This is a genomic window from Onishia taeanensis (assembly GCF_003268885.1).
Taxonomy (GTDB): Bacteria; Pseudomonadota; Gammaproteobacteria; order Pseudomonadales; family Halomonadaceae; genus Onishia; species Onishia taeanensis_A.
Genome location: NZ_QLSX01000019.1, coordinates 1 through 16,182, shown reverse-complemented (window position 1 = coordinate 16,182; position 16,182 = coordinate 1). Strand labels below are relative to the sequence as shown.

The following is a 16,182-nucleotide window of genomic DNA, read 5'->3' as shown; positions in this document are numbered from 1 at the left end:
ATCCATGAGCAAAAGCTGCTAGATGACCACATTAGCTCCTACTGGTAAAGCGCCACGAGGCCCGTCGTAGCGCGGTTTTTCATGCGTTTTCCCTGCCTCCTGCGCGAGGGCAACGCCGGTCCGGCCGAGAACGCCGATACCTGGATCCCGCATCTGGTCCGGCGACTCAACGAGAGCACCGGGGCCCAGGTTCGGGTGCGCATCGATGCCGGGTTCACCGACAACGACACGCTGGAGGCACTGGAAGACCGCAACATCGAGTACCTGGGCCGGCTGCGCAGCCACACGGGCCTGCAGAAGTTGGCAGCACCGTACCTGAAACGGCCACGCGGCCGGCCACCCGAGCAGCCTCGCGAGTGGTGCTACGACCTGGAGTACCAAGCCGGTTCCTGGCCAACCCCCAGGCGCGTGGTACTCGTCGTGCAGGAACGCCCCGATGACCTGCTGCTGCATGCCTTCTTCCTGGTCACCAACCTCGGCAAGTTCGACTGGCCGCCCGAGAAGGTCCTGGCGCTCTACCGCAAGCGCGGCAGCGCCGAATCGCACATGGGCGAGGTCAAGTCGGCGCTCGACGTACACCTCTCGTCGACCGACCGCGGCGCCTCCACCGTCCAAGACGTGATGGCCCGCAACGAGGTGAGCCTGCTGCTCAGCCTCTACGCCTACCAGGTCCTGCATGGCCTGCGCTGCCTGCTGGAGCGGCAGACTCGGCAGGGCTGGAGCCTGAGTCGTGTGCGCGAGCAGGTGCTCAAGGTGGCCGCCACGCTGAGGCTGCACGCCCGGCGCATCACCGTTCACCTCGGTGCCGCCGCCGACAAGTGGTGGCCGACGCTGCTGAAGGGGATGCCGAGACTGACCGCGCTGAGCTGACGCTCCAGAGGGACCCCACAGCGCCAGGAATCGAGCGACCGCAGCGGCGGCCGACGATCACGGCTGCGTTGCCGGTCGCCATTGATTCCACATAGCGATAAGGAAGCTAGAGAAAAGCGGCTCTCGGGCATTACTCAGCGCCCTCTCGCGTCGAAGATAGCGATCCTGATGAACGATGCCGCCAGCCAGCCTCTTCAGAACGCTCGATCAGCACCCTCGTGAATGAGGCGGGTTAAGATGTGCTTGTGGCGTATCGAACGCTCTTGTTGTCAGGAAGCCGTCACGTAATGCCATGATGCGCTCTCAAGCCTTCGGTGAGAGCCAGCGCTCCCGCTTCCCGCATAACCGCTGGGCGGGATTCATTCTACACATGTCACGCCTCATGCTTCACTGCTTCTTGCGCCAAAAATAACGACACCGCCCAGCTGCTTGCCGGGCGGTGTCGCACTTGCCACGACTTTATAAAGCGTTGTTTTGATGAGCCATAAACGATAGCGGGCATTACCATTCTTTTTAACTCCGAACCTACTTCATTACCGAATGGTAGCAAAAAATAAAGCTGCCTACTCCAACCCAGCAGCAGTGAGAAATTCATGAACTCAGGGCGAATGCAGACTTTTAACTCAACAGCTCATTGTAGTGGCTGCACAATCACCGCATCCCGCAGAACCATCAATCACCGATTGCGGTGATGAAGGAATGGCAGGCAAAGCGACCTGAGTTATTTACCAAGCAGGTGGTCAATCACACGGGCCCCGACAGCTAGGAAACCTGAATTCAAGCAACAAGCGCAGCACCTGCGGTATCCAGGGCGCCTGAATATTCCCCCAGAAATACCTGTGCCGGTGTTCGATAGCCGAGACGCTTTCGGGGTCGATCATTCAGCTTCTCGACCACCTTGCGCAGCTCGGCATCGGTGACCCGCCGGAAGTCCGTTCCCTTGGGGAAGTACTGCCGTATCAAACCGTTGGTGTTTTCATTGGTCCCACGCTGACCGGAGCAGTAGGGATCGCAGAAGTAAGTTGCCGTCGTCACCGCCTGGGCCACGGTCTCGTGGTCGGCAAATTCCGAGCCGTTATCCAGCGTGATGGTCTGGACAGCACCCCGGCGAGGCTTCAGCAGACGGATCATGGCTTTTTGCGTCAGCTCCGCTGAGAGCTTGGGCAACCGTGCCGCGAGCAGGTAGCCGCTACGGCGCTCGACCAGCGTGATCAGGCCCGACTGCTTGTGCCCCTGGACCACTGTGTCGCCCTCTCAGTGGCCAATGAAGCGCCGTTCATCGATCTCAGCCGCGCGATGCTCGATGCCCACGCGGCTGGGCATCTTGCCGAGTCCTGCACTCTTCGCCTGAGCCCGGTGCTTGCTCCGCCACTTGGGCTGGCGGAGGTGCTGCCAGAGATCGCCGCCGCGGGCCTTGTCATCCCAGATTAAGGAATAGATCCACTGGTGACTGACGCCGATGCCAGACAAGGGGGCCATGAAACCGCTGATCTGCTCTGGGCTCCATTCCTCTCGCAGCCGGTCGACGACAGCGCCAATCATACTGGGCAAGCGCTTTGTCCTCTTCCAGGCGGTGCGGCGCCGATGATCACTGCAGGACTGCGCCCGCTCAGGATCGTAACCGCTTTCGGTGGCGTTGCGGCGCAGCTCCCGGCTGACTGTACTGTTGTGAATGCCAAGCTCTCTGGCGATTTGTCGTCGGCTCATGCCCACGTCATGACGGGCATAGATCTGGTATCGTTGGGTCTGGGTCAGCTGTCGGTATCCCATGCTCTGCTTCACTTTGGACGGTGAGCCGAGAAGGGTACCGGCGCTGCCCCTCCCGCCTCTACCTCGTGGGCCAAAGTGCTGCACTTACTCTATGAATTCAGGAAAGAGTGGTCAGTCAAGCGACTTGAACTATTGCCAAGCGGGTAATTAATCACACGGGACCCGATAGGTAGGGAGGGTGCCGGCGCTGAGAGATGGACCCAAAGCACTGTGCGCATTCTAAAAAACTCCATAACTAAAACGAGTCCAGCAAAACCAGAAAGAATGACATTTCCTGACTTTATATCTTCACTTTATATATCCATGGGGATTGTCTCTCTGCCAACGCCAAGTATCCTGCACCATATCTTCCAAACTTCTTTCGGCGCGCCAGTCCAACTCACGACCGGCTTTTCTTACATCCGCCCAAAAAGCAGCTAAATCACCGTCCCGACGATCAGCAAAGTGGTATGGGACCTTTTCTCCAGTCACCGACTCGAATGTGCGCACCACATCCAGCACTGAGGCTCCTTGACCAGTACCTAAATTATAAGTGTAGATACCCGGAGTTTTTAATTTAAAAAGGGAAGTGACGTGCCCTAATGCCAAATCAACAACGTGCAAATAATCACGAATGCATGTGCCATCTTTTGTGGGGTAATCACTTCCATAGATGGAGAGTTCTGGACGCCGCCCCACTGCCACTTGTGATATGAATGGCATTAAATTGTTAGGTATACCTCTTGGATCTTCTCCTATCAAGCCAGAGGGGTGAGCCCCAATCGGATTAAAATAACGAAGTATAACAACAGACCAGCGCTCATCCGAGGAGCAGAGATCGGTTAAAAACTGCTCAACTATAGCTTTAGAATTACCATAAGGATGTAAAGCTTTTCCTCTATCAACTGTTTCCACATAAGGAATTGGTGCCTCCAAACCGTAAACAGTTGCTGAAGAGCTAAAGACCAGATTGCGCACTCCTGCTGACGCCATAGCTTGGAAAAGCACGATACTACCACACACATTAGCATCATAATATTTCAGCGGGTTTTTAACACTTTCAGCTACTGCTTTAAGACCTGCTAAGTGTATTACTGAAACAATACTGTGAGCTAAAAATATTTCATCTAAAAATGCACGATCGCGCAAATCACCTTCGAAAAAATGGATAGACCTTCCACTTATCTCCTCAACTCTTCTCAGTGCTTCTTTAGAGCCATTAATCAAGCTATCAACCACAACAACTTCATAGCCGTGACGAAGCAACTCAACAACAGTATGCGCCCCAACATAACCAGCACCACCTGTTACTAGAATAGTCATAAAATAAAACCTTTCAAAGGCTCAAACTTAAAATATAGAAAACCAAAAAAATCACAACCAATTACAACCAATCACCTTGCGAACTTATATAATAAAACTTTAATAAATCTCGGCGACAACCTAACGACCCCTCTTGTCAGAACATTGCAGAAGAAATCAAATGAGCCAGTGAAACCGAGCTTCCACATCAGATAAAAAACTTTTGTTTCACCCAAGAAAAATCCCCATCCTCGTCGACAAAGCATTTCATCACCAGCTCTCATTCTCAACAAAACTTCTGGAACATTGTAGAACTTATAACCTCTGCTTAACATCATTATCCAGAGCGGATAATCCTCAGGATAAACCACAGGATATCCACCTGAACTTATCACAGCTTCTTTCCTGAAAATCACAACAGGGTGACTAACAGGACATCGTCTTTTGGCAAACTTCATTATCCCCTCATGACAAGAAGGCAAATTGCGTATGCTCAACCTTACCAAACAACGCTCATCCCACTCTTCTACAATAGCACCACATACTGAAACATCTCGATTATGAGTCATGAAAGAAACTTGCTTATAAAATCTTTCTGAAAGAGATATGTCATCAGTGTCCATACGAGCAACCAATTCGTAGTCACAATAATCAAGCCCTGCATTCAAGGCTGTGGCCAAACCCACATTCTCTTTCAATTCCACAACAGTTAATACCGGACCAAGTTTTTCCGACCACATACTAATAGTAGCATCCAGTTCTGAGGACAGCTTCCCATCTTTGACTAGAACAATTTGATCTGGCTTTAAAGACTGGTTATCCCAAATGCTTTCAAAAGCAGCATCAAGGTATAAGGCGCTCTCTTTAAAATAAACAGACAAGAGAACAGAAAACGGCAACAGCTCCATACTTAAGCACCAAAAATAAATTTTGAAATATTCCAGGATGGCCAAAAAACCACCACAACAAAAAGGCATGAAAATCTCTAACTAGGAAGCAGATCAAGCACTAATATACTCAATATTATATCTCTAAACTGCAATAATTTTGGCGTATATTTCCTGATATTTTGATGACATAACTCTATCACTCAATTCGCCATCAATGCATTTAAGGGAGCGTTCTCTATCCAAATTATAATCTGCCTTCATTGCTTTAAGCATAGCACCTTCAAGAGACCGTGGAGAGTCCACATCAAACATGTATGCCGAACCATTGGATAGGTAATGAACTTCGGCATGCGGCTCAATATTAGAAAGAATAACCGGAAGACCACAAGCCATTGCTTCAAGAACGGCATTTGGCATACCCTCAGCTCTAGAGGCTGAGACAAAGAAATCGGAGGCCCTAAGATAATCCTCAACGTTATTCACAGACCCTAAATACAGGACATTATCGACATCCTTTGTAAGCCACCGACACTCCTTTTCTTGCATCCCTTTGCCTAAAAAAATTAGGTAAACATCCTTACTATAGCCAAATTTATCATAAAATGCTTTAGCTACGAGGGCGCTATTCTTACGAGAATCTTTTCCAATATGGGATAAAAAAACCTTACTTCCGCAAGGGATAGACAAATTTTCCCTAACATCGCTCTTTGACTGTTCATCGCCAGGATTATAGCGGGACTGAGAAACTCCATTTCTTACAGTGCAAACATTTTCTAACTTATGGGATTCTCTTAAATTAGATAACACTGCTTCAGACACAGCGCAACATAGATCAATTTTTGAAAAAGAAAAAACCTGAAGCTTATAAATAATAAAACCTAAAAACTGGCCATACATCATTCTATAATCGATTGACGGGTAGTTCCTTACTGTGGTTATTTTTTTTGCACTTGAATTTAACGAGCAGGAAAGAAGATCGCCTCTAACACCTTGCGAGTGAATAATAGCAGGTTGAAAACTTGAGATTATCTCTTCAACTTTAAGCTTAGCCTTAAAAAGACCTCTCACTCGACCTAAACCTAACTGAAGCACCTTGATTCCATCGCTTTCATATGTAGCCAACAGGCTGTCTTCTGGCTCTGGGGACAAAGTCACAACAACCGGATCATACTCCTCCCTATCAAGATTTGATATTATATAGAACAATTGCTGAGTTGGCCCAGTCCTTTGCAATGTAGAGAGCAAATAGAGAACTTTAATCATAAATAAGCCTTATAAAAAACGAACAGCTAGCTAACAATAAACCAAAAAAGGTCATATTTTTATTGGGGGTTTTAGTGAGTCATGGTCAATAAACCATGATGCCCGGAACCTACATATAGTGACGTCAACGCTCAAGTTGACCTTGAAGCCCCTAGAGCGGGTAAAACTAAAAACTTCAATTTTTCGAGTGACTGTTTGTAACGCATTTCAATATATTCGGACACCTGCCCGCATAGTGTCCTAAATTCAAGCAACAAGCGCGGGTGGACATGCGCCGGCACGTGTTCGAATACATCGAGATGGACTACAACCGGCAGCGCCGCCACAGTGCGATTGGGATGATCAGCCCAGAAGCCTTCGAGGCTCGAATGATCGCTTAGATCGATGTCCACGATTACTGGGTAAGATCATAGGTCTGGTATCGTTGGGTCTGGGTCAGCTGTCGGCATCCCATGCTCTGCTTCACTTTGAACGGTGAGCCGGAAGGATACCGGCACTGCCCCTCCCGCCTCTAAGCGCCTAACCTAAAGTTTTCGTGTATCATCCGCCTAGGATCTCTGACACGGACGGAACCATGGCAAGGCGCTTCGTTCAAGGCCACACCATCGACCAGATCAGTGAGATACTGCAGGTCCGCCGCGATGCCGTATCTCGATGGCTCAAACAGTGGGAGACGTCGGGGCTCGACGGGCTCATCGACAAGCCTCGCAGTGGTCGCACCCCAATCTTGGATGAGCACGACCACCAGCGACTGCAGGAGATGGTCGCCGAACAGCCTTATCAGATTCGATCCTTGCAGGCTCGCTTTCAAGAAGAGACCGGCAAGACGCTCAGCACGGTGACTCTTCGCCGGGCGTTGAAAAAAAAATCTGATTACGCATATGAGTCAGCCATCCTCAGGAACCGGTACGGCATCGGCGGCGTTCTCGCCGCCACCGTCAGAAAGCGCGGGATCATGGCCTTGAGGTCATAGCGCCGGTTGAAGCGGTACTCGAACTCGGCCAGGTAGCGTGGGGCATGCGGCCCGCGGATGGCATGGTAAGTGCCGGTGATCGCGTTCTTGACGTTGCCCAGCAGGGTGTTGACCCAGTTGAACTCGGGGTTCTTCACACTGGCACGCCCGCCCCCGGTGATGTGGCAGTCATGGACGTAGAGCGGCGTATCGAAGGCGCGGAAACACCCGAGGCCGTCGCTGATGACCCAACTCCCGGGGGCAATGGCCTGTTGGGCGTAGCGACGGATCTCGGCGAGGGTGAAGCCGCGCACGCGGCGAAGCTGAACACGCAGTGGGTGGCCCTCCTCATCGGTTTGCACGGCCGCCACGAACGGGAACTTGTGCTCAGCGCCGCGCCCACGCTTGCCCGACCGTTCCCCGCCCAGGTAGGCATCATCCAGCTCGATGCGTCCGGAGAGCCTCTCTCCCTGGTTGCGCTCGTGCATGACCTGCAGCAGCTTATGCTTGAGCTTCCAGGCGGTGTTGTAGCTGACGCCGAGTTCGCGGGACAGCTGCAACGCCGAGAGGCCGTTCTTGCGCTGGGTGAGCAGATAGATCGCCAGGAACCAGGTGGTCAGCGGCAGGTGAGTACCATGGAAGATGGTACCGGCAGTCAGCGAGGTCTGATGATGGCAGCGATGGCACTGGTAGAGCCCACGCGCGAGTTGGCAGGAGGTCGTGTTGCCGCAGTCAGGGCAGACGAAGCCTCGTGGCCAACGATGCTGGAAGAGAGCCGCTCGGCACTGCGCTTCCGTGCCGTACTGCGCGAGAAACGCCGGCAACGACAGGCCGGGCTGGAACTGGATGGGATTACGTGCCATGACGCCGCCTCCTCTACTGGATATAACATCAGTGTAGACCAGGCTGGCGGGGTGGTGGCTGATCAACATGAGTAATCAGGAAAAAAAATGATCTCAGCTTCAAGCGCATTCGGCATTCGCTGAAGGCTCGGCGTGACGAAACGGATTTCCGCAACACTCAGGGCCTCCTCAAAGTACTTCAGCAGCGGGAAGACCAAGGCGAACACGAGCTCTACTACTTTGATGAGTCAGGCTTTTCACAATCGTCGCCGGTGCCCTACGCCTGGAGTCCCATCGGTCAGCCCTTCGAAGTGACCGCCTACTCCCATAGCCGAAGGCTGAACGTACTAGGGTTCCTCAGCCGAGCCGGGAAGCTGGTCTACCATACCACCACAGAACCGGTGACGACCGAGACAGTCATCGAAGCATTTGACCAGTTGGTGGCCCAGAAAGACCCCGATACCTTCGCCGTCGTGGTGCTCGACAATGCCAGCATGCATCGCTCCAAGGCCTTCAGGAGGAAGATAGGGGAGTGGATGTCGCATCGTGTGCACCTGGTCTACCTATCGGCTTACTCGCCGGAGCTGAACCTGATTGAGATTCTGTGGCGGCAGATGAAGTACGCATGGCTGCCGTTGAGTGCCTACCTCTCGTTTGATCGTCTCTGCAACGAGGTCTATTGCCTACTCGGTAGCTACGGAGTTGCGCACGCGATTAATTTTGAATAGCCACTTACCTAGTGGGCCAAAGTGCTGCGGTTACTGTATGAATTCAGGAACTCGTGTATCAAAAAGCTGCTTAAATATCTTTTTCCTTTGTTTGGCAGGAAACAGCATATGCAACAAATGGCAACCAAAATATCAAATCCAAAAAGATTATTTTAGTTGCGAAAACAGATAAAATCAGCCCCCTTGCCCTCCATCCTCTAAAGTTTTTTAGCATCATATAAAAAATCAAGATACCTAGCAATCCGAATCTAAAAAACAAACTTACTACTACCGTGCCATCATCTACAGCTGCTATTCGGCTACTACCACTTTGAGCTGCATAAACATCTTTTTCATAAGAATAAACACCACTACCCAACCAGAAGCCTGGAGACAAAACCTCTCTATCGAATATATGTTGGACAAGCTTCAACCTCATCTGAACCGAATCTGAAGAAGCTATGCCCCCAGAATTTTCATAATAACGAGACAACTGAAAAGAAGATGAAGCATACAGAAAAGGGGATAAAACACAGGCGAAAGAAAAAATAGCAATCAGACTCTTTTTTCCGCTAGAAACTGAAAACAAATAAACAGGAATAAATACAAGTATACTTACGTATGCTGCAGTTGAAAATGTCAAGGCTATAGAGATAAGGGTCAGACCTACAAATACGTAAGACCTCTTCCTCAGAAAAACCTTTGCAACCAGTAGCGCTAACGTAAAGTATGCATATGTTGAAGGCTCCACAAATACACCAGTTGGCCTTAAATAGCCTAAATAAAAAGCTCTCTGAGAACTCCCAGAGATCACCTCCATATAATCTATATAAAAACCAAAGGAATAATAAGAAATCGCTTGCAGATAAAAAAGAAACAAATGAAAAGAAAGAACAATACTGATAACTTTCTCAAACCGCCGAGGCCTGTCTTTAAAGTAAAATAATATAACTGCAACATTAAACAAAAGAGCCAAATAACCAACGACCTTGAAGGGCAATAACTCTTTATCCCTCTCAATCGGAAGAAAAAAGTCCGGCAGGAATAAAGACAGGCAGGCATATAACAAAATGAGAACAGCTGAGACGTAAATGTACAACATCCACTTTGACTTCAATTCAGCTTGTCTCTGAAGCAAACAGAATGTAAAGAAAAAAACTGGCAACAAAAGTAATGCGTCATTGTAGCCTACAAGCGAACCTAAAAACAATATTTTCGCTTCAACACTAGCAAGCATTTTATTTTTCATAAATGGGGATTCAAGTCCATTATTTTAAATGCCACGCATGACAAAGATGCCGGCTTAAGGATGATGTGATAAGTTTGCTCACAGGCATGGGCCGCATTCAGGCCATTTAGATACTTTTAACCGCCTATGCCAATAATGGGTGTTAAGCGCTTGGCCACAACCCACTGGAGATGCAGCATGCCTCAAGCCTATTCCTATAATATTCACCTAGTGTTGAAGAATATAGACAATAGAAAGATTCTATATAGCAGCCTTCCAGCTGCACCAGCCGACCATCCCTTACCATACATACTAATTCTCAGGCGGGGTATTACTTCATCAACGCCTGCTTTATCCCAAACATCACAAGCATATATATGAGATTGCATCCACTCCCAATTATTTATAACAAAAGAACGCGAATCATAACTAAACCCCATCTTTCCTATCTTGTCAGAATCAAGCGACAACCTATCCTTTAGCAAATCACGAAGTATTAATTTATTGCGAGATGACTTCTTGTCAAAAAGATAGCTTTCCGGCATTTTAGAAAAATATCTGGCACACTTTTCATTGGAAAATGGCAAAACAAGTCGAGACCCAACCGCTTCAGCGAATATCCTAACTTTACGTATATGCAACTCAGATGCAACCACTGGCGCAAGCACGCTTGTCTTAAAATCAACATCATCTAGCTCTGACTTAACCCTACTTGCACCTCTCCAATAATCAAGAACATCTACTGAGCTTGGAAAAATCTTCTTTGAATCAGAGTATGAAAACCCGTTGGCACCACACCATTCTGCAGGGGTACGCGTAAGCGGCATAGCAACACTCTCAGACCTAAGCTGGCCACGTGCACTAGCACCATATTGCATTAACTTAGAAAATGAGAGGAAAAACTTTTCTTTTTTCGTCGGTGGAATCATCATATAGCTATCATTACCGCCACCATCAATGATATTAGACCCTCTCAAACCAGGCAATTGCTGCAAATATAATGGGTAAGCCATACTTACCGTGTCTGTACAAGGAAGTAAAGTGTCCTTAAAATATGAAGTCGCTTCCTGTTGGCCACTATGTGATAGAACTTCAACCTCTTTAAGCACTTTGTGCTTAAACCCAAGCCTCTTAGCTATTCTAGCACTAAGCTCGCTTTCATCAGAGCTCCCCTTAGACTTATGAGTAATTAATGATACCTTATCTTGCCACCCAGCCTCCGCAAGAGCTAGAGCGATAGTATTACTATCCTTCCCTGCACTATGGAAAAGATAGCTATCTCGTCCATGGTCCAGCCTACTAGATGTTGCTGTGGCAAGCATTTCTAAAACAGTATCAAAATCGGGGTCCATAGAGCCGACAGGAGGACGATATCTGTTCAAAAATGGATAGTTATGACTAAAAAAAACGTCAACCTGGTTAGATCTGGCAGATAAATGTGCTTCATCACCAATGCCAATAACGTACACCCCCTCAAACACTGTTTTAGGGGGTGGCACAACACCACTTTGCAAGAGAAAAGACACGCCTTCACTACATATCTTTAAAGGCTTTCTTATACGCAAGTCTGATAATAGATCACTGATTGAATCAGAGTATAACACAGCTTTACTTCCCTCAAGGACATACAAATATAAAGGGAACTCGCTAGCTAGATCTGACTTCAGAGTGACTGGAGCATCCAAAACGGAAAAAGTTTCAACCATTAAAATACAACCTATAATTCATGACAAAAATTACGAAGCACTATTGACTCAAAAACCTAAGCCGCAGAAAATAAAAATAAAATCACAAAAAAGACTGCCTTTATATACTGAATAACGATAGCGCCTCACACTAAATATGAGTGAAAAAAGAGATTCAATCTTCGGAATTTTATATCGCAAGCAACTAAATAAATTGATAGGTGGTCTCAGGTCCAAGCACAACGTTATTTGAAGTAGCCCCCGAAATTCGGACCAGGCGCTAAGCTCTGATCAGACCGGCCAGGAGAACCTAATCATGAGCAAGAAACGTCGGCGGTACAGCGGTGACTTCAAAGCCAAAGTGGCCCTCGCCGCTCTGAAGGGGGGTAAGACTACCTCCGAACTGGCCACCCGCTTCGAGGTACACCCGTCTAGGGCGAGCCTGTGGAAGCGTGAACTGCTGGACGATGCCTTCGACCTCCAGGGAAAACGCATGAAAAAAACTAGACCGCGAGAACGTCTGCAAGGTACGTGTCATCCAGCGCCGCTTTCTTCTGTTTTCGCCGGATTCCACCCTTGAAACTTCTCCCCTTTCAGGTAATTCAGCGCAATATGCCGGACCCTCGCAAGGTTTTCCGCCGCCTGTCCGCGGTGGATTTTTCAGGCATCTTCACGAAGAGCAACGTCCAGAGACCAGTGAAGTTTGTGCTCGACATACCAATGCTGGCGGGCCGCTTCGGCAAGCTTCTTGGCGCTAAGATTGGCTGAGCTTATGTAGTAACGGATCATCGGCATCTCTGGCGTTACGTCACCTTCTTGACGGAAGTTCATGACCACACCTACCGTTTTCAAACCCGGCCACTCGTAGCTAAGCTCCTGAAAGTATTCAGTAGGTTCGCTTACGATGTGATAACGCGTCTCTTGCCTGCCCCGGTTCTTCTCATCCGTGACACAGGCATCCCCTTCGAAGTTGACCATCTTGGCCATTGGGAACGCTGCCTCAAACGCGTCAGCCAGGGCTGGCTGATTTTCCTTTACCGACAGCAGGTAATCAGCACCTTTCTGAAGGACCTGCGTGGCGATTTTCTTCTGGCAACCCATCGCATCGATGGTCACAAGGCATCCTTGCAGGTTCAGTAGCTTGAGCAGCTCCGGAATGGCTGTTATCTCGTTGGATTTCTCCGCTGTCTTGACCTGACCCAAGACCACCCCATTTGCCGCGCTGAAGGCGCTGAGCATATGGATGGCGCCCTTCCCCTTACCTCGGCAGTACGAGCCGCGAAGTGTCTTGCCATCAATGGCCACCACCGCCCCATCGGGGACGTCATGGCAGGCCTTCATCCACTAGGCAAAGGCTGACTGCAACTGCTCGGCCCTCACCAGGGCCATCACCCGAGCCAACGTGTCGTGACTGGGAACTCCGGCACCAAAATCACCGTACTGGCTAAGAAAATCCAGCTTTGCGTGGCCAAAATCCTCGATTTCGTCCCAGCCCTCGGCACCACAGATCACCGCACAGACGGTCAGAAACAGGATATCCGACAGCTGATGCTGCACTTTCCCAGCCTGGCGGAAGTCGGGAACGATCGAGAAATGGTGCATGAGAGACGGTGTCAGCATGGGTCATCCATGAGCAAAAGGCGTTAGATGACCACATTAGCTCCTACTGGTAAAGCGCTACAAAGCCCGTCGTAGAGCGGTTTTTCATGCGTTTTCCCTGTGCGTGTATCTGAAGGCCTTCAATGAAGGGGCCGACCTGAAGCGGGAGCTTAGGAACTACTTCACTTGGTACAACCGGGAGCGGCCCATCAAGGATTAGCCGATGCGACACCCGGTGAGGTGTACTTCCTTCAACCACTGACCCAGTCGGCCTGACGCCGATGATGACCCGATCCGAGCTTAGGTTACCTGCCAGGTGGTCTGAACAGTAGGGTCCACTTCTGTGTTGGTAAAAAAATTTACATTGAAGATTATATTTTAGGCATTAGATTGCAAAACTATTACAACAAAAACTCCTTCAAACCAATAGCAATATTATCAGCGGACGCAGCCATAGAAACATCATCGTTACTCATAAATGTTTTGTAGTGCTTGGCATGTATAAAGAACTTTTGTATTTTAGCATGGTACGCAAGTATTTCCCGATCCAAATTTTTGCCTTTATCTTCCAGAATTGACGGCCAAACCATAACAATATCAGATTTATTTTTTACCTTATAAACCCTAGGCATAAACTCATACCAAGCCCTACCAAAAACCAGAGCTGGAGTTCCTCTCACTGCGCTCTCCCAACCTATCGTACCACTTATAGTTACTGTCGCGGCCGCCTTATCAATTAAATCGAAAGGAGACTTATCCACGCTAGCAAAGAATATCCGATCAGAAACTGATCTTATGCGGTCATAAAAGCTGTCATCTCTACCAGAGCTACTTTCCTGATGGGTATAAAACTGCGACTTATGCTCTTTTACCACGATTTTAACATCAGGAGGCAAAGTCTCATCAAGAACTTTTACCAAGCTTATCTGATCAGAATAACTCCCACCAGTTGGACAAGAAGTTTCTTCCGGCTGATAATGCAAAGCAACAAGAATAAACTTTTCCGGCAAATCAAAAGAAACTAATCGACTATATTTTTCCTTGAACCCCCTCACTCTAGCTGCGCGCTTAAGAGCTGTTACATAGTAACTAAAGTAGGAGTATTCAGACAAGCAAGGCATCTTGCCTGGCTCTACCCAATAGGTATTCGGCTTTTTAAGGCCAAGCATTGATAGAACAATATTCGCAAGTGGCTTAAGAGTCAAATCCATACACTTCTTAACACTTATCCTCGAATTTTTATCATGCTCAATCATATAGCTTGGAATGGCATCGTCGTAATCTGCTCTCACAGCGCTTATTTTATTCAGCACGGCACTCGAGCACTCTTCCCTATCGACTCCTCCGCCAATATTAAAGTTATATTTATCGCCAATATAATCAATATTATCAATAATTATGCTATTACTTCCGAAGGGCAACATTTGAAACATCAGAAATTTTATATTTTTTACTCTGCATGCAACGTAAAGTGCATAATCAAAAACTCTATGAGGAATAGAAGGCGAGATAACCAAATCCAAACCTGACGCCTCAATGTAACTTAGCCATGAACCAACTAAATCTTGGAAAAAATATCTCCGCTCTTGAAAACCAAAGCTATTACCCAAAGGGTCCAGTCGATCCATCATTTTCAATGCATTAATTTCATACCAAGCAATCTCTTTTAACATATCCTCATCTAAAGCACTAGGCTTTAAATTTTTTGGGAAACCTTCACCTTTCCATGCGTTTTCTAGTGTCTGGAGATGACACACTCCAGAAAATTCATTCCAAAATATATCGCTTTGGTCTGACCAGAAAACAAAATAGACAGGCTCTATACCAACTTCATGTTTAAGTTTTTTTGCCACAGAAACCCATGGCTCAGCGACACAACATAAATATAAAGCTTTATTGTAGCTAATCATTCACTATCCAAAAATTTTAAACCCGTCTTATTCATGAGGCGGGCCTGAAAACGAAGATAGCGGATGGTATCCTCTTGAAAAATCAGTGCGTTCCGCCAAGAACCTGATCAAAGAGAGCCATCCGCTATGGGTGAAAGCGTATCTCCCTGGATTCCGTCCTGCAACGGGTCATTCTCGACAAACCAATGCTGGCGGGCCGCTTCTGCGAGCTTCATGGCGCTCAGCTCGGCCGAACTGATGTAGTAACGAATCATCGGCGATTCTGGTGCTTCGTCACCTTCCTGTCGGAAGCTCATCACCACACCCACCGTTTTTAGGCCTGGCCACTCGTAGCTAAGGTGCTGAAAATCTTCAGTAATATCGCTTACGATGTGATAGCGCGTCTCTTGACGGCCCCGGTTCTTCTCATCGGTGACATAGGCATCTCCCTCGAAGTTGACCACCTTACTCATAGGGAACGCCGCCTCGAAAGCATCCGCCAGGGCTGGCTGATTTTCCTTCACCGACAACAGGTAATCGGCGCCCTTCTGTAGGACCTGCGTGGCGATCTTCTTCTGACAGCCCATGGCATCGATCGTCACCAGGCACCCTTGAAGATTCAGTAGCTTGAGCAGCTCCGGAATCGCCGTGATCTCGTTGGACTTTTCCCCTGTCTTAACCTGACCCAGCACCACCCCATTGGCGGCGCTGAAGGCACTGACCATGTGGATCGCCCCTTTGCCCTTGCCTCGGCAGTACGAGCCGCGCAGCGTCTTGCCATCGATGGCCACCACGGCACCAGCGGTGACGTCATGGCAGGCCTTCATCCACTCGGCAAAGGCGGTTTGGAGCTGATCGGCATTCACCAGCGCCATCACCCTGGCCAGGGTGTCATGGCTCGGCACGCCAGCCTCAAAATCACCGTACTGGCGGAGAAAGTCGAGCTTCGCGTGGCCAAAATCCTCTATCTCGTCCCAACCTTCAGCACCACATATCACCGCGCAGACCGTCAGGAACAAGATGTCCGACAGCTGATGCTGCACTTTCCAGGCCTGTCGGAAGTCGGGAACGATCGATAAATGGTGCATAAGAGACGGTGTCAGCATGAGTCATCCATGAGCAAAAGCTGCTAGATGACCACATTAGCTCCTACTGGTAAAGCGCCACGAGGCCCGTCGTAGCGCGGTTTTTCATGCGTTTTCCCTG

The 16,182-nt window shown here is 48.8% G+C and carries 9 protein-coding genes and 7 pseudogenes; 6 read left to right on the top strand and 10 right to left on the bottom strand.

All coding sequences use genetic code 11. The features are described 5' to 3' along the window. Nucleotides 1-96: 96 nt before the first annotated feature. Both BCL93_RS16850 and BCL93_RS17590 read left to right on the top strand, forming a co-directional pair. Nucleotides 97-870, top strand: a pseudogene (locus BCL93_RS16850) (transposase); the annotation flags it as partial. Between the two features lie 640 nt (nt 871-1,510). After that, nucleotides 1,511-1,636: pseudogene (locus BCL93_RS17590) on the top strand (IS481 family transposase); the annotation flags it as partial. Between the two features lie 11 nt (nt 1,637-1,647). Here the strand turns inward: BCL93_RS17590 and BCL93_RS17585 are convergent. The 4 genes and pseudogenes from BCL93_RS17585 to BCL93_RS16825 form a co-directional block, all read right to left on the bottom strand. Continuing rightward, nucleotides 1,648-2,640: pseudogene (locus BCL93_RS17585) on the bottom strand (IS30 family transposase). A gap of 288 nt (nt 2,641-2,928) precedes the next feature. Further along, nucleotides 2,929-3,942, bottom strand: coding sequence for a UDP-glucose 4-epimerase GalE (gene galE, locus BCL93_RS16835; RefSeq protein ID WP_112056522.1), 1,014 nt, complete (start codon nt 3,940-3,942; stop codon nt 2,929-2,931). 71 nt (nt 3,943-4,013) lie between these two features. Continuing rightward, nucleotides 4,014-4,829 carry a glycosyltransferase gene (locus BCL93_RS16830; protein WP_220086306.1) on the bottom strand — a complete coding sequence of 272 codons (816 nt, stop codon included), beginning with the start codon at nt 4,827-4,829 and terminating at the stop codon, nt 4,014-4,016. A gap of 123 nt (nt 4,830-4,952) precedes the next feature. Beyond that, nucleotides 4,953-6,074 carry a glycosyltransferase gene (locus tag BCL93_RS16825; protein ID WP_112056521.1) on the bottom strand — a complete coding sequence of 374 codons (1,122 nt, stop codon included), beginning with the start codon at nt 6,072-6,074 and terminating at the stop codon, nt 4,953-4,955. A gap of 269 nt (nt 6,075-6,343) precedes the next feature. Between BCL93_RS16825 and BCL93_RS16820 the strand changes: the two are divergent. After that, nucleotides 6,344-6,454, top strand: a pseudogene (locus tag BCL93_RS16820) (IS3 family transposase); the annotation flags it as partial. A gap of 212 nt (nt 6,455-6,666) precedes the next feature. Then, nucleotides 6,667-6,960 (top strand): annotated as a pseudogene (locus tag BCL93_RS16815) (helix-turn-helix domain-containing protein); the annotation flags it as partial. Here BCL93_RS16815 and BCL93_RS16810 read toward each other — a convergent pair. Beyond that, nucleotides 6,948-7,889, bottom strand: a complete 942-nt coding sequence (locus BCL93_RS16810; RefSeq protein ID WP_112056520.1) for an IS1595 family transposase — start codon at nt 7,887-7,889, stop codon at nt 6,948-6,950. The pseudogene BCL93_RS16815 and the gene BCL93_RS16810 overlap by 13 nt on opposite strands. 80 nt (nt 7,890-7,969) lie before the next feature. Between BCL93_RS16810 and BCL93_RS16805 the strand changes: the two are divergent. Then, nucleotides 7,970-8,596 (top strand): annotated as a pseudogene (locus BCL93_RS16805) (IS630 family transposase); the annotation flags it as partial. Nucleotides 8,597-8,666: 70 nt separating this feature from the next. On the opposite strand, the gene BCL93_RS17195 reads toward BCL93_RS16805, so the two are convergent. Both BCL93_RS17195 and BCL93_RS16800 read right to left on the bottom strand, forming a co-directional pair. Beyond that, nucleotides 8,667-9,824, bottom strand: a complete 1,158-nt coding sequence (locus BCL93_RS17195; RefSeq protein WP_146742513.1) for a hypothetical protein — start codon at nt 9,822-9,824, stop codon at nt 8,667-8,669. 203 nt (nt 9,825-10,027) lie between these two features. Continuing rightward, nucleotides 10,028-11,509 (bottom strand): hypothetical protein, encoded by a 1,482-nt coding sequence (locus BCL93_RS16800; protein ID WP_112056519.1) that lies wholly within the window; start codon nt 11,507-11,509, stop codon nt 10,028-10,030. Nucleotides 11,510-11,804: 295 nt separating this feature from the next. On the opposite strand from BCL93_RS16800, the gene BCL93_RS16795 reads away from it, so the two are divergent. Continuing rightward, nucleotides 11,805-12,068, top strand: a complete 264-nt coding sequence (locus BCL93_RS16795) for a transposase (RefSeq protein ID WP_112056518.1) — start codon at nt 11,805-11,807, stop codon at nt 12,066-12,068. Here the strand turns inward: BCL93_RS16795 and BCL93_RS16790 are convergent. The 3 genes and pseudogenes from BCL93_RS16790 to BCL93_RS16775 all read right to left on the bottom strand — a co-directional run bounded on the left by BCL93_RS16790 (nt 11,992) and on the right by BCL93_RS16775 (nt 16,082). Continuing rightward, nucleotides 11,992-13,108 (bottom strand): annotated as a pseudogene (locus tag BCL93_RS16790) (ISAs1 family transposase). The gene BCL93_RS16795 and the pseudogene BCL93_RS16790 sit on opposite strands and share 77 nt — an antisense overlap. Nucleotides 13,109-13,488: 380 nt before the next feature. Then, a complete protein-coding gene (locus BCL93_RS17190; RefSeq protein ID WP_146742512.1) occupies nt 13,489-14,997 on the bottom strand; it encodes a hypothetical protein in 1,509 nt (502 codons plus the stop codon). A gap of 107 nt (nt 14,998-15,104) precedes the next feature. Beyond that, nucleotides 15,105-16,082, bottom strand: coding sequence for an ISAs1 family transposase (locus BCL93_RS16775; protein ID WP_112056515.1), 978 nt, complete (start codon nt 16,080-16,082; stop codon nt 15,105-15,107). Between the last annotated feature and the right edge of the window lie 100 nt (nt 16,083-16,182).

Bases quoted from the DNA above. Each gene is read 5' to 3' on its own strand.
- galE (WP_112056522.1), bottom strand. From the start codon at position 3,942: ATGACTATTCTAGTAACAGGTGGTGCTGGTTATGTTGGGGCGCATACT.
- BCL93_RS17190 (WP_146742512.1), bottom strand. From the start codon at position 14,997: ATGATTAGCTACAATAAAGCTTTATATTTATGTTGTGTCGCTGAGCCA.
- BCL93_RS17195 (WP_146742513.1), bottom strand. From the start codon at position 9,824: ATGAAAAATAAAATGCTTGCTAGTGTTGAAGCGAAAATATTGTTTTTA.
- BCL93_RS16775 (WP_112056515.1), bottom strand. From the start codon at position 16,082: ATGCTGACACCGTCTCTTATGCACCATTTATCGATCGTTCCCGACTTC.
- BCL93_RS16830 (WP_220086306.1), bottom strand. From the start codon at position 4,829: ATGGAGCTGTTGCCGTTTTCTGTTCTCTTGTCTGTTTATTTTAAAGAG.
- BCL93_RS16825 (WP_112056521.1), bottom strand. From the start codon at position 6,074: ATGATTAAAGTTCTCTATTTGCTCTCTACATTGCAAAGGACTGGGCCA.
- BCL93_RS16810 (WP_112056520.1), bottom strand. From the start codon at position 7,889: ATGGCACGTAATCCCATCCAGTTCCAGCCCGGCCTGTCGTTGCCGGCG.
- BCL93_RS16795 (WP_112056518.1), top strand. From the start codon at position 11,805: ATGAGCAAGAAACGTCGGCGGTACAGCGGTGACTTCAAAGCCAAAGTG.
- BCL93_RS16800 (WP_112056519.1), bottom strand. From the start codon at position 11,509: ATGGTTGAAACTTTTTCCGTTTTGGATGCTCCAGTCACTCTGAAGTCA.